Origin of the sequence: Micromonospora lupini str. Lupac 08 (genome assembly GCF_000297395.2) — a bacterium.
In the GTDB taxonomy this organism is placed as follows: Bacteria; Actinomycetota; Actinomycetes; order Mycobacteriales; family Micromonosporaceae; genus Micromonospora; species Micromonospora lupini.
In genome coordinates, this window is record NZ_HF570108.1 from 1,241,612 (window position 1) to 1,254,527 (window position 12,916).

At 72.3% G+C, this 12,916-nt stretch carries 12 protein-coding genes; 7 read left to right on the forward strand and 5 right to left on the reverse strand.

The window, feature by feature from the left end:
• Positions 1–43: 43 nt before the first annotated feature.
• Positions 44–373, forward strand: coding sequence for a hypothetical protein (locus tag MILUP08_RS06970; RefSeq protein WP_007456070.1), 330 nt, complete (start codon positions 44–46; stop codon positions 371–373).
• A 36-nt stretch (positions 374–409) separates the two neighbouring features.
• On the opposite strand, the gene dacB is transcribed toward MILUP08_RS06970, so the two are convergent.
• Positions 410–2,002, reverse strand: coding sequence for a D-alanyl-D-alanine carboxypeptidase/D-alanyl-D-alanine endopeptidase (gene dacB, locus MILUP08_RS06975; protein WP_007456072.1), 1,593 nt, complete (start codon positions 2,000–2,002; stop codon positions 410–412).
• Positions 2,003–2,069: 67 nt separating this feature from the next.
• Positions 2,070–2,786 carry an MIP/aquaporin family protein gene (locus MILUP08_RS06980; protein ID WP_007456074.1) on the reverse strand — a complete coding sequence of 239 codons (717 nt, stop codon included), beginning with the start codon at positions 2,784–2,786 and terminating at the stop codon, positions 2,070–2,072.
• A 297-nt stretch (positions 2,787–3,083) separates the two neighbouring features.
• On the opposite strand from MILUP08_RS06980, the gene MILUP08_RS06985 reads away from it, so the two are divergent.
• Positions 3,084–3,365 (forward strand): adhesin, encoded by a 282-nt coding sequence (locus MILUP08_RS06985; protein ID WP_007456076.1) that lies wholly within the window; start codon positions 3,084–3,086, stop codon positions 3,363–3,365.
• Between the two features lie 61 nt (positions 3,366–3,426).
• On the opposite strand, the gene MILUP08_RS06990 is transcribed toward MILUP08_RS06985, so the two are convergent.
• Complete coding sequence (locus MILUP08_RS06990) at positions 3,427–4,497, reverse strand: beta family protein (RefSeq protein ID WP_007456078.1); 1,071 nt, start codon at positions 4,495–4,497, stop codon at positions 3,427–3,429.
• Positions 4,498–4,588: 91 nt separating this feature from the next.
• Between MILUP08_RS06990 and MILUP08_RS06995 the strand changes: the two genes are divergently transcribed.
• From MILUP08_RS06995 to MILUP08_RS07010, 4 genes are all read left to right on the forward strand, one after another.
• Positions 4,589–5,476 (forward strand): sulfotransferase domain-containing protein, encoded by an 888-nt coding sequence (locus tag MILUP08_RS06995; RefSeq protein ID WP_007456080.1) that lies wholly within the window; start codon positions 4,589–4,591, stop codon positions 5,474–5,476.
• 292 nt (positions 5,477–5,768) lie between these two features.
• Positions 5,769–6,161 carry a cupin domain-containing protein gene (locus MILUP08_RS07000; protein WP_007456082.1) on the forward strand — a complete coding sequence of 131 codons (393 nt, stop codon included), beginning with the start codon at positions 5,769–5,771 and terminating at the stop codon, positions 6,159–6,161.
• Positions 6,162–6,203: 42 nt separating this feature from the next.
• Positions 6,204–8,000 carry a glycoside hydrolase family 15 protein gene (locus MILUP08_RS07005; protein WP_007456084.1) on the forward strand — a complete coding sequence of 599 codons (1,797 nt, stop codon included), beginning with the start codon at positions 6,204–6,206 and terminating at the stop codon, positions 7,998–8,000.
• Between the two features lie 242 nt (positions 8,001–8,242).
• The gene (locus MILUP08_RS07010) at positions 8,243–9,619 is read left to right on the forward strand and encodes a pectate lyase (protein WP_007456085.1); all 1,377 of its coding nucleotides are present in this window, start codon (positions 8,243–8,245) and stop codon (positions 9,617–9,619) included.
• A 39-nt stretch (positions 9,620–9,658) separates the two neighbouring features.
• On the opposite strand, the gene MILUP08_RS07015 is transcribed toward MILUP08_RS07010, so the two are convergent.
• Positions 9,659–10,849 carry a threonine synthase gene (locus tag MILUP08_RS07015; protein ID WP_007456086.1) on the reverse strand — a complete coding sequence of 397 codons (1,191 nt, stop codon included), beginning with the start codon at positions 10,847–10,849 and terminating at the stop codon, positions 9,659–9,661.
• A gap of 14 nt (positions 10,850–10,863) precedes the next feature.
• Positions 10,864–11,913, reverse strand: a complete 1,050-nt coding sequence (locus MILUP08_RS07020; protein WP_007456087.1) for a DNA polymerase ligase N-terminal domain-containing protein — start codon at positions 11,911–11,913, stop codon at positions 10,864–10,866.
• Positions 11,914–12,007: 94 nt separating this feature from the next.
• Between MILUP08_RS07020 and MILUP08_RS07025 the strand changes: the two genes are divergently transcribed.
• On the forward strand, positions 12,008–12,796 hold the full coding sequence (locus MILUP08_RS07025; RefSeq protein WP_007456088.1) for an aldo/keto reductase: 789 nt from the start codon (positions 12,008–12,010) through the stop codon (positions 12,794–12,796).
• Positions 12,797–12,916 lie beyond the last annotated feature (120 nt).

Genomic DNA, 12,916 nt, shown 5'->3' on the forward strand with positions numbered 1-12,916 from the left:
TTCTGCTGTCCCCGTCCCACCTTCCATTGTGGAGGAAGCGCAGATGAGCAGCAGTACCGCCCACCGCGTCCGTCCCGCCGTCTCCTCCGGCCCCGACGAACTGCCCGGCGACGTGCTCCGCGACATTCCGCTGCCGCCGTACGTGACGGGCGAGGACGCCCAGTTCGCGGTGCGCGCGGTGGTGGTGCACGCGCCCCGGCGCTGGTCCGGCGGTGTCGTCTGCCGTAACGACGCCAGCCCGCACCCGTGCCGGCTGCACCGTTGGGGCACCCGCGTGCTGACGCTGCGCGGCCTGCGGGCCGCCGAGATCGCCGCGCTCATCGAGCGCGGCGACCCCACGGCGGTGCCCCCCACACCGGACCGCCCGGCCTGACCCCCAGGCCGGGGTACGCGTGCTCGCGGTCCCCGGTCAGCAGGTGATCGGCTTCACCCAGGAGCACTCCACGCCCTCCGGCGTACGCGGCGTCTCCGGCACTGCGGGCGGCGCGACCCGTGCGACACGTGCCGCGCTCGCCCCGTCGTCCCGATGGCCGGCCAGCGCCACGGCGATCTGGTCCTCAAGCGGCTTGACCGACGCCGTCAGGTAGTTGTTCAGCAGGATGGAGAACGCCAGCAGGTGGCCGTCCGCGCTGGTGACGTAGCCGGACAGCGCGGAGACCCCGGTGAGGCTGCCGGTCTTGGCGTGCACGTTGCCCGCCGCCGGGGTGCCGGCCATGCGGCTGCGCAGCGTGCCGCCGACGAACCGTTCCGGCTGCCCGGCGATGGGCAGCGCCGCGTACCAGGTGGGGAACCAGGGCTCGGCCCGCACGGCGGCCAGGAGGTCGACGAACTCCGTCGCGGGCACCAGGTTGCGGCGGGACAAGCCCGAGCCGTCGCGCTGGCGCAGGGTTCCGGTGTCCATCCCGGTGTCGGCGACGTACTCGCTGATCGCCGTGAGGCCCGCGGACCAGGTGCCCGCGCCGGAGAGCACCCGGCCGATCTCCTTGGTCAGGACCTCGGCGTGCCCGTTGTTGGAGAGCTTGAGAAACGGCGTCATCAGCTCGGCCAGGCTCATCGAGTCGTGTCGCGCGACCGGCTGGGCCGCCTCCGGGGTGGGCTCGCCGAGCACGGTCCGGCCGAGCACCCGTACGCCGTGCCGGCGCAGCGCCGCACGGAAGACCTCGGCCGCGTAGCCGGTGGGCTCCCAGACGGTCACCCAGTCGCTGGCCGGCGCGTCGCCGACGGCGATCTGGCCGGTCACCACGATCGTGTTGCCGCCGTGTTCGCGCTCGATGGAGATCGAGGTCTCGCCCTCGCTGACGGTCTCGGCGCGGTTGTCGATGCGGACGTAGCCGGTGGGCGGCGTGGTGCTGACCACCGGCCTGACGCCGGCCCGGCTGCCCGGGGCGGCGTGCACGATCACTGTGCCCGCGTCGTAGTCGGTGTCCGGCGCGACAGTGAGCGCGGAGACCTGCGCGGCGTAGTAGTAGGGCTCGTCGTCCCAGGTCCAGTCGGGGCCCAGCCGGGTGCGGTCGTAGCGGGTGTCGTCGGCGACCAGGTTGCCGGTCACGACCCGGACGCCGTCGGCGGCGACCTGTGCCGCCAGGGCGTCGTAGTCGGCCGCGAGCATGGTCGGGTCACCGCCGCCGCGCAGGTACAGATTGCCGGAGAGCAGCCCGGCGCGGCGCTTGCCGGTGGTGTGGACGTCGGTGCTGAAGTGGTGCCCCGGGCCGAGCAGTTCCAGGGCTGCGGTCGAGGTCAGCAGCTTGGTGTTGGAGGCCGGGACCAGCCGCCGGTCGCCGTTGCGGTCGTAGAGGGTCTGCCCGGTGCTGGTGTCGACGACGACCACCGACGTCTGCGCGTCGGCCAGTCGGCTGTCGGCGAGGATCGTGTCGATGGTGGCGCGCAGTCGGGTCGTCGCGGGGGTGGGCGACTCGGCGGTGGCGCCGGAGGCGCCGACGCTGGCCGCGGTGACGGCCAGCGCGAGCAGCGCGACAGCGCGCGGGAAGAGACGACGATGCATGCGCCGATGCTGTCACGAAGGTAATCGCCAGAGAAGAGCCTCGGTCGAAGGTTATTGCCGCGAGCGTCTACTTCGGTCGGCCGACCGACCTGTCGTGCCCACCCCAGTAGTGCCGCTGCGCGCCCATCACCAGTGGCGCCACCAACGCGGCGAGAGCGCCGCCGAGCAGCGGGAAGACGATGAACACCCAGAGCTGGCGGAGCGCCGTACCACCCTCGAAGACCGCCGGACCGAAGGCGCGGGCCGGGTTGACCGCGGCGCCGGTAAGCGTCACGCCGACCAACTGGGTCGCGGCCAGGGCCAGCCCGATGGCGACGCCCGCGACGCCCGGGTTCTCGCTGCGGCTCGTCACGACCAGGATGACCAGGACGAACAGGAAGGTCAGTACGATCTCCAGCACGGCGGCGCCGCCCCGGTTGATGTGTGCGCCGTACCCGTTCGAGCCCAGCGCCCCGGTCTGGTCCGCCACGTCACCCCAACGGGTCAGCGCCCAGAGCAGGAAGCCGGCCACGGTCGCCCCGACGAACTGGGCGATCCAGTAGGCCACCGCGCCGAGCACCGAGATCTTGCCGGACAGCAGCACGCCGAGCGTCACCGCCGGGTTGACGTGACTGCCGGAGAGCGGGCCGATCGTGTAGACCAGGGCCAACATGACGAACCCGAAGGCCAGCGCGACGACCACCACGCCACCCTGGACTCGCGCGGCGACGGCCGCACCCACGCCGAAGAAGACCAGCAGCAGGGTGCCGAGGAACTCGGCGGCGGCACGACGGACGTCATCCATTTGCCCAGCGTAAGGATGATTCGGGCAAAAGGGTGGGGGAATCCGGGGGTGTGCGCAGAGCGCCCACCCGCAGTGGGCGCAGCGGGGCCCCCTTGCGGGACTGATCCGGCTCTATTTGACGGATCGCCTGGCAGCGGGCACCGTGGGCAGGGACGGGGCCCGTCAGCTGCCCCGATGCGATGCGACGGCGATGACCGTCCGTCCCTCCTGTCGCCTCCCACGCGCTCGTACGCGGGCCATTTGTCCGGTCTGCGCGACAACCGACCGCGAGCCGAGAATCCACGAGGAGTTCCGCCAATGCTCACCATGACCGACAATGCCGTGCTCGTCATCCGTGACCTCGCCAACCAGCAGGACGTGGCCGAGGACGGTGGTGTGCGGATCGCCGCCGACGCCGACGCCGGATCGCTCACCGTGGAACTGGTGCCCGAGCCGGAGCAGGGCGACCACGTCGTCGACAACCAGGGCGCCCGGATCTTCCTCGACCCGGATGCCGCCGAACTGCTCGGCGACGCCTCGGTGGACGCCACAGTCGACGACGAGGGAATCATCCAGTTCGGCTTCACCGAGCAGCAGTAGCCGCGGTTCTCACCGCGGTGCTTCCTGGGCGGTTCTCACCGCGGCGCTTCCTGGGCGGTTCTCACCGCAGCGATCGCCCTCGCTGCGGCGGGCCCGACGGGGGGTCCCATCCCGACCCGTTGGTGTCGTCCGGTCGCACCAGCGCGGCGAGCACGTGCGCCAGGTGGTGCGACGTGCTCCACGCCGTCCAGTTGGCGACCGACCCGGCGCCGGCGCCCCGACGGGCGCGGCGCAGCAACTCGTGGTCGCCCCAGGAGAACGCCGCCCCGGCACGCGACCAGTGCGGCGCCGCCACCAGCGTGCGGCACAGGTCCGCGAAGCGGTCGTCGCCCCGGCCGCCACGGCGTGACCAGCGGTAGACCCACCAGCCGTCGTCGGCGGTGTACCGCACGGTCAGCATCCGGTCACCCGGATCGCCGTGCTCGGCAAGCGCCGGACCGACGCCGTAGTCGCCGTAGTCCACCCCGACGTCGGTCAGCCGCCGCCAGAGCTGCCAGTCCCAACGCTCCAGCCGGGTCGGCTCGTCGGTGGGCAGCCGGGACAGCGTCGGCGGCATACCGCCGGCCGCCACCGTCGCCGAGCGCCAGGCGTGGCGACGGGCCCAGTCCAGCAGTCGGCGTACCCGCGGTTCGGCCACCCGCACATCCGCCGGGCAGCAGACGTCGCCCGCGTCCACCAGCAGGTCGCACTCCTCCGGCGCGAGGCCGGTGAACCGCCAGATCCGCTCGACGGCTGTCGTGTCCGCGTCCGGCCCCGCCCGGTCCTGCGCGACGCGCAGCCGGATCAGCGCCCGCCGCGCGTACGCCCGGGCCGCCGTGCCGTGCGTGACCAGCCGCCGGTCACCCTCCGCGAGCCCGATGACGGGCATCAGCGGTACGTCCCACCGGGCCAGCTCCGTGTCCGCCGAGTCGGGCAGGCCGGTGACGTCGACGGCCGGCAGCAGGCCGACCGGCAGGCGGCGCAGAGCGTCCCGGGTGGAGCGATCGACCGTGCCGATCTCCAGGATCGGGGCGAGCAGCGGGGCGACCGCGGGGTCGAGGTGGTTCAACGCTTCCAGCTCGCCGCGTCGGCGGGTGGCGAGGATGGGACGGTAGACCGGTTCCGCCGCCCGGCCCTCGTGGGCGGGCACCATACCTCAATCTAGTCAGACATTCGCATACGTCCACAGGTTCCGTCCGGAAAAATCGCTGCCCGGCTGTCGCTTCGGCGACTACGCTCGCCCGATGTCCGCGTCACCTCACCGCTACCGCTCCGACGACGAGGACAGCGCCCGCTGGATCGGGTTCCCGTTCCGCGACGGCGACATCGTGATCAGCACCCGGTCCAAGAGCGGCACCACCTGGATGCAGATGATCTGCGCGCTGCTCGTGCTGGGCACCCCGGAGCTTCCGGCGTCGCTCACCGAGCTGTCACCCTGGCTGGACTGGCTGGGCGAGCCGCGCGACGAGGTGTACCGGCGGCTGGCCACCCAACCGCACCGCCGGTTCATCAAGACGCACACGCCGCTGGACGGGGTGCCGCTCGACCCTCGGGTGCACTACGTGGTGGTGGCACGGCATCCGCTGGACATGGCGGTGTCCCTCTATCACCAGTCCGGCAACCTGAACCGGGTCCGGATGGCCGAGCTGACCGGCCAACCCGTGCCGACGGGCCCGCCGCGGACCCGTCCGTCGGCGCGGGAGTGGTTGCCGAGCTGGGTCGACCACGAGGTGGACCCGCGCGCCGAGCTGGACTCGCTGCCCGGCGTGCTCTGGCACCTGGGCGACGCCTGGGCCCGCCGACACGAGCCGAACGTCGAGCTGGTGCACTACGACGACCTCCGGGCCGACCTGGGTGCCCAGATGCGCCGGCTGGCCGACCGATGGGGTGTCCCGGTGCCCGCCGAGCGGTGGCCGACGCTTGTCGAGGCGGCCACGTTCGACCGGATGCGGGAACGCGCCGACCAGCTCGCCCCGGACATGCTCGGGGTGCTACGGGATCGTCGGGCGTTCTTCCGCCAGGGTGGCTCGGGGCAGGGGCGAACCCTGCTGGACGCGGCCGGTCTGGCCCGCTACGAGGAACGGGCGAGGGCACTGGCCCCGCCCGACCTGCTCGCCTGGCTGCACCGCTAGCCGAAGCTCGCCTGGCTGCACCGGCAGCCGAAGCTCGCCTGGCTGCACCGGCAGCCGAAAAGAGCGCACGGCGCCGCTTCGACAGTGGTCGGAACGTCGCCGCGCTCTGGCCGTCTCCCACCACCGCAGCCGTTCGGCGGTACGCCGGCGGGGACCTGGCTCGACCGGCCGCTCGCGCCGGTCTGGGTTTGTCGATCCCCGGTCGGCGCGGATCCAAACCTGCCGGCCGTGGGGAATTCCACCATCTGCCAGTCCCGGCGTGACGCGCGACCGAACGGGGTATGAGCGGGCCATGGAGCATTTCACGATCGCGACCGTCGCCGAGAAGAGCCCGGACTTCCGGCGGGTGCTGTGGACCGGCGAGCACACCCAGCTGGTGATCATGACCATTCCGCCGGGTGGCGAGATCGGCGAGGAGGTGCACGAGGGGATCGACCAGATCCTGACCTTCGTCAGCGGAACGGGCGAGGCCCGCGTCGCCGGGGACAAGCGGGAGGTCGTCGCGGGCGACCTGGTCGTCGTGCCGTCCGGGACGAAGCACAACTTCGTCAACACCGGCCCGAACCCGCTCGTGCTCTACACCGTCTACGGCCCTCCGGAGCACGCCGACCAGGCCGTGCACCACACCAAGGAGGAGGCCGACAGGGCCGAGGAAGCCGGCGAGGACGAGCCGCCGACCGCGTGACGGCGGCGGCCTGAAGCGGGCCGATCCGGGTACGCGCGGCGAGTGCAGCAGCTGCGGATCTCCGACTACGGGTACCTCTCGGACGCCCGCTCCGGGGCGCTGGTCGGCATCGACGGTTCGGTCGACTGGTGGTGTCCGCCCCGGTTCGACGGCCCCTCCGTGTTCGGGCGGCTGCTCGACCCGAACGGGGGACACTTCCGGCTGGCACCGGTCGGCGCCGGCGACCCCGGTTACCGGGTCGAGCGCGCGTACCGACCGGACACGCTCGTGCTGCGCACGGTGCACCACACCCCGTACGGCAGCGTGGCGGTGACGGACGCGCTCGCCGCCGAGATCGGCGCCCGCGCCCACGACCTGGGCAAGAACTCGCCGGCCGTGCTCATCCGGGTGGTCGAGGGCCTGTCCGGGCGGGTCCGGATGGCGCTGGACTTCGCCCCCCGCCCGGAGTACGGGCTGCTCACGCCGTACCTGCACGAGCAGCCCGGCGGCGGGGTGCTGGCCGGTGCCGGCCCGACGGTGCTGGTGCTGCGCGCCGGAGACCTGCCGCTGCGGGCCGGCCGGGACCGGGTGACCCACGAGTTCGAGATCTCCGCCGGCCAGGTGGTCGGGATGGACGTGGCGTTCGGGCAGACGTACGGAACGCCGCCCGTCCGGCTGGACCCGGTGGCCGCCCTCGCCGAGACGACGCGGGCGTGGGAGGCGTTCCGGGAGACGCACGGGTACTCCGGCCGCTACCCCGAACTGGTCCGGCACAGCGCGACGGTGCTGGCTGGCCTCACGTACGCCCGCAGCGGAGCGGTCATCGCGGCCCCGACCACCTCGTTGCCGGAGCGGATCGGCGGCGATCGCAACTACGACTACCGCTACTCCTGGCTGCGGGACTTCTCGCTCACCATGCGTGCGCTGTGGGTGGCGGCCTGCCCGGACGAGACGTCGCGGCTGTTCGCCTGGGTGGCCCGGTCGATCGGCCGGGTCGGCGACGAGCCGGTGCCGGTGCTCTTCGGCGTGGAGGGCGAACGTGACGTCTCCGAGCACCACTGCCATCACGTGCGCGGATACCTCGACAGCCGACCGGTGCGGATCGGCAACGACGCCTGGCGGCAGCGGCAGCTCGACGTGCCGGGTGAGGTGATGTCGGCGGTGTGGAGGCTCCGCGACTACCTCGGCGGCTCGTTCGAGGAGGAGCTGCGGGAGATGGTGCTCGGGCTGACCGAGCAGGTCGCCTCGACCTGGCATCTGCCGGACCGGGGCATGTGGGAGACCCGGGAGGAGGAACGGCACTACCTCTCCTCGAAGGTCTCCTGCTGGCTGGCCATGGACCGCGCGGTGGGGCTCGCCGACCGGCTCGGTGATCGAGCCGACCCGCGTCGCTGGGCCGGCGTACGCGACGAGATCCGCGCGGCGGTGCTGCGCGAGGGGTGGAACGACCGGATCGGCGCGTTCACCGGCGCGTTCGGGTCGCCGGAGCTGGACGCCTCGGTGCTGGCCCTGCCGGTGGCGCACTTCCTGCCGGCCACCGATCCACGGATGCGGTCGACGATCGCGGTGGTGGAGCGGGAGTTGGGTACGGACAACGGCCTGGTCCGGCGGTGGGCGACGGACCCCGCCGGGTTCCTGCTGTGCTCGTTCTGGCTGGTGGAGTGCCTGGTGATGGCGGGTGAGCCGCGCCGGGCCGAGGAGCTGTTCGAACGGGTGGTGGGCAACGCCAACGACGTGGGCCTGTTCAGCGAGCAGATCGACCTGACAAGTGGCGCGCAGCTCGGCAACACGCCGCAGGCGCTGTCGCACATCGGGTTGATCAACGCGGCGTGGCGGCTCACCGAGCCGGAGAGCTTCTGACCGGCCCGCCGGAATCCTGCAACAGACCTGCAAACGCCAGGCATTGACGTTCATGCGTGCGCGGTCCTAGCCTCGAAGAGGCGGGAAAGCCCTTTCCCACGGCTTTGGTCCCGCTTCACCCCGCTCCGGATCCGGGCATCCGACGGGGCCACACCGATCCCGGGCCGGCGGCACGCCATGCCGGCATGTCTTTCCGACGGACGGCCGTGGGATCACCACCACACGCGTCAAGGAGGACAACCGTGCGCAAGAGACAACTCCCCGGACGGCGACCACTGCTGCTGGCGGTGGGCGCCGGCGTGACCGTTGCGGCCCTCGCCGCCGGCATGACCTCGGCCTTCGCCGCCACCGTGTTCAGCGACACCTTCAACGACGGCGACGCCTCCGGCTGGTCCAAGTCCGGCGGCACCTGGGCGGTCGACGGCTCGGGTGTGCTCAACCAGTCCAACGCCGGCAGCGAGCTGGCCCGGCAGTTCGCCGGTCAGACCAGCTGGACCGACTACTCCGTGCAGGCCCGGGTCCGACCGGCGAGCTTCGGCTCATCCAGCGCCCTGGTCGGGCTGGCCGCCCGGTCCACCAGCAGCACCAGGATGTATCGCCTCGCCCTGCTCGGCTCCGGCCGGGCCGAACTGCAGGCCGTCAACGGCAGCAGCAGCACCGCGATCGGCTCCGCGTCGTTCGGCGTCGTCACCGGAACCTGGTACACCCTGCGCATCGAGGCCAGCGGCAGCACCGTCCGCGCCTTCGTCAACGGCACCCAGATCGCCTCCGGCAGCAACAACCTGGCCAGCGCGGGCCGGATCGGCCTGGTCACCGCGTACGCCAGCGGCGGCTTCGACGACGTGGTCGTCGACTCGTCCGGCGGCGGCACCCCGACCACACCGCCGGCGACGACGGGGCCGCCGAGCACCCCGCCGCCCACCACGTCGGGCCCGACCACTCCACCGCCGGCGGGGTGGCCGACGCCCACCGGCAGCCAGAAGGTGGACGCGACCGTACCGGTGACCGGCACCTTCGACGGTGGGCTCAAGCGCTACTACGGCATCGGCGACGGTGGGCAGAGCGAGAGTCAGGACCCGATGTTCGAGCTGGCCGCCGGCGCCACCCTGCGCAACGTCATCATCGGTGCGCCGGCCGGTGACGGCGTGCACTGCGAGGGCAACTGCACGCTGATCAACGTCTGGTGGGAGGACGTGGGTGAGGACGCGGCCACCTTCCGCGGTGGCACCACGTACACCGTCGACGGTGGTGGCGCCCGCTCCGCAAGCGACAAGGTCTTCCAACACAACGGCTCGGGCACCGTCTACATCAAGAACTTCCGGGTGGAGAACGCCGGAAAGCTCTACCGGGCCTGCGGCAACTGCTCCACGTCGTACCAGCGGCACGTGGTGATCGACAACGTGGTCGTCCGGGACACCGACGCGATCGCCGGCATCAACACCAACTGGGGCGACACGGCCCGGTTCAGCCGGATCACCATCGTCGGCGACCCGGACCGGGAAACCTCGATCTGCGTCAAGTACAAGGGTGTGCCCAAGGGCAGCGAGCCGACGAAGATCGGCGAGGGCGCCGACGGCGTCAACTGCTTCTACGCACCGTCCGACATCACCTACCAGTAGGCCCGGCCGCCGGCACCCCGCCGTCCCCGGGGTGCCGGCTCAGGCCAGCACGGGTACGCCGGAGACGTCGACCGTCTCCGGATACTTCAGCCCCGCGCCGGTGTTGAGCACCACCACACGTTCCCCGGCGCGGATCCAGCCACCGGCGCGTAGCTGCCGCGCCGCGGTCAGGCAGGCCGCGCCCTCCGGGCAGAGCAGCAGCCCCTCCCGGGCGGCGAAGTCCCGCAGGTCGGCCAGGATCTCCGCGTCGTCGACGGCGACCGCGGTACCGGCCGACGCCCGCAGCGCGGCCAGGATCAGCTCGTCGCCCAACGGGGACGGCACGGTGATGCCGAACGCCACCGTGTGCGCGTCCTCCCACGGCTGGGCCCGGGACTCGCCGGAGGCGAAGGCGCGCACGATCGGCGCGCAGCCGGTCGACTGCACCGCCACGAGCCGGGGCAGCTTGTCACCGACCCAGCCCAGCTCGCGCATCTCGTGCAGCGCCTTGTGGATGCCGATCAGCCCGACCCCGCCACCCGTCGGATAGATGATCACGTCGGGCACCTGCCAGCCGAGCTGCTCGACGATCTCGTACCCCATCGTCTTCTTGCCCTCCAGGCGGTAGGGCTCGCGCAGCGTGCCGGCGTCGAAGATCGCCCCGTCGGACTCGGCGATCAGCTCCGCCACCCGGCGGCCCGCGTCGCCGATCAGCCCGTCCACCAGGCGCAGGTCGGCGCCGGCGGCCACGCACTCGCGCCGGCAGATGGTCGGCGCCGCCAGCGGCATCACGATTGTGGCGCCCATCCCGGCGCGTGCCGCGTACGTCGCCCACGCCGAACCGGCGTTGCCGTTGGTGGGCATCGCGATCCGCTCGACGCCCAACTCGCGAGCCCGACTCACGCCGACCGCCGCGCCGCGCGCCTTGAACGAGCCGGTCGGGACCAAACCCTCGTCCTTGACCATCAGGTCCGCGATGCCGATCTCCGCGCCGTACGACGGCGTGCGCAGCAGCGGCGTCCAGCCCTCACCGAGCGTGGTGACGTGCCGGGGATCGGCGACGGGCAGCAGCTCCCGGTACCGCCACAGGTCGGCCGGGCGCAGGCCGAAACGCTCCGGGGTGACCGCCTTCGCCACCGCCGGCAGGTCGTAGCGGGCCAGCAGCGGCGAGCCGCACTCGCAGAGGTTCTGCAGCTTGTCGGCGGCGTACTCCAGGCCGCAGCGTGGGCAGTCCAGATGGGTCAGGTACACGTCGCTCCTCGCCGTCAGGCCGCGTCGATGCTCAGCCACCGTCGGCTGCGCCGGCCCGGCTCGTACACCGAGTCCAGCCGCTTGGCGACCACACCGGGCAGCCCCTGCTCCCGCCCGGTGCGCAGGGCCTCGTCGCCGGCACCGGGAAACCACGGCGGAGTCTGCCAGTGCGTACCGGCCAACGCCAGCCCATCGAGCAGTTCCCGGCGTTGCGTGTACGGGACGTCGACGCTGCTCACGCCCTCCAACCACAGCAGGTCGACGAGCAGGTACGCCGCGCCGGCCGGAACCCGACCACCGCTTGCGGGACGCGCGGGTCGCACCCGGCCGGAGCCGTCGATGCGGACGAGCACGCCGTCGAGCACCGCCTCGGTGGGCGCCATCGCCTCGGCCAGCGCGCGCAGCCACGGGTAATCGCCGGTGATCTCCTCGTCGGTCTCGGAGAGCAGCCGCAACCGCCCGCCGGAGACGTACGCCATCGCCCGGACCCCGTCCCAGCGCAGCTCGTACCCCCACGCGGCGCGGTCGCGGGGCAGCCCGGCGGCGGGCGTGGCGTGCATCGGGCGGACCAGCTCGGGCATCGGCGTCCAGCCCGGCGGCGCGGGATCGGTGCGGCGGATCATCCAGTCCCGGCCACCGGTGGCGAACAGCGCGTAGCGGCCGGCGGTGCGGTCACCGGAGAGCGCCACGATGACCTCGTCGTCGCGCCACTTCTCACAGCGGTACGTGCCCCGATCGTGGATGACCATCCGGCCGCCCCCGTACTCGCCGGCGGGGATCTCGCCGGAGAAGTCCAGGTACTCCATCGGGTGATCTTCCGTGTGCACGGCGAGGTGGTTGCGACCCGGGTCGCGGGGCAGGCCGCGCGGCACCGCCCAGGACGCGAGCACCCCCTCGTGCTCCAGCCGCAGGTCCCAGTGCAGGCTGCGGGCGTGGTGCTGCTGGATGACGAAGCGTCCGGCGCCCTCGTCGGGCCCCGTCGCCGTGGGGCCGCGCTCCGGCACCGGTTCGGGCGTACGGGCGGCGTCGCGCCGGCGTCGGTACTCCTCCAGCCGGTCCGTCACACCGGCATTCTCCGCCAAACCGGCCCATTGCGCTGACCGCCGGAGTGTCCGGTTCGCTCGGCGTCCGAGGGCGCGGCGGGGTAGAACGGACCTCATGGACCTCAGCGACCAGCCCACCGCCCTGCTCCCGGGTGACGTGCGGATGCCCCTGCTCGGCTTCGGCACCTGGCAGGCCACCGGCCAGGCGGGTTACGACGCCGTGCTGGCCGCGCTCGACACCGGCTACCGGCACCTCGACACCGCTACCGTTTACGGCAACGAGCGGGAGGTCGGCCGGGCGGTGCGGGAGAGCGGGCTCCGTCGCGAGGACGTCTTCATCACCACCAAGCTCCCTCCGGACCGGATGGGCCGGGAACGCGAGACGTTGGAGGCCAGCCTGGAGGCGCTCGGCGTCGACCAGGTGGACCTCTGGTTGATCCACTGGCCGCCGTCGTCGCCGGCGGACAGCATCCCGCTGTGGCGCGAGTTGCTGGCCGCCCGGGACGAGAACCTGACCCGCGCCGTCGGGGTCAGCAACTACAGCACGGGCGAGATCGACGAGTTGATCCAGTCGACGGAGGAGAACCCGGCGGTCAACCAGATCCGGTGGAGCCCCGCGCTGTACGACAGGCAGCGGCACGCCGAACACCGGGACCGGGGCGTGGTGCTGGAGGGGTACAGCCCCTTCAAGACCAGCGACCTCAGTGATCCGGTGCTGACCAGGATCGCCGCGGCGCACGGCGTCTCCCCGGCGCAGGTGGTGCTGCGGTGGCACATCGACCACGAGATCGTGGTGATCCCGAAGTCGGTGACCCCGGAGCGGATCAGCGCCAACTTCGACGTCTTCCACTTCTCGCTGACGGCGGAGGAGATGCGGGACATCGACGCGCTCGGCGACGCCTGAGCCGGCGGAATCCTTCACAGAATGACCGGAAGGTGAAGGCTATCGACATTGACGCTCGTGACGTTATAGCGTGCCGTCATCACGTGCGTCGATGCGTGTGAACCCCTCGCCGCTGGAGGA

Coding starts and splice junctions, on each gene's coding strand:
- MILUP08_RS06985 (WP_007456076.1), top strand. CDS start 3,084: ATGCTCACCATGACCGACAATGCCGTGCTCGTCATCCGTGACCTCGCC.
- MILUP08_RS06970 (WP_007456070.1), top strand. CDS start 44: ATGAGCAGCAGTACCGCCCACCGCGTCCGTCCCGCCGTCTCCTCCGGC.
- MILUP08_RS06995 (WP_007456080.1), top strand. CDS start 4,589: ATGTCCGCGTCACCTCACCGCTACCGCTCCGACGACGAGGACAGCGCC.
- MILUP08_RS06980 (WP_007456074.1), bottom strand. CDS start 2,786: ATGGATGACGTCCGTCGTGCCGCCGCCGAGTTCCTCGGCACCCTGCTG.
- MILUP08_RS06990 (WP_007456078.1), bottom strand. CDS start 4,497: ATGGTGCCCGCCCACGAGGGCCGGGCGGCGGAACCGGTCTACCGTCCC.
- dacB (WP_007456072.1), bottom strand. CDS start 2,002: ATGCATCGTCGTCTCTTCCCGCGCGCTGTCGCGCTGCTCGCGCTGGCC.
- MILUP08_RS07025 (WP_007456088.1), top strand. CDS start 12,008: ATGGACCTCAGCGACCAGCCCACCGCCCTGCTCCCGGGTGACGTGCGG.
- MILUP08_RS07000 (WP_007456082.1), top strand. CDS start 5,769: ATGGAGCATTTCACGATCGCGACCGTCGCCGAGAAGAGCCCGGACTTC.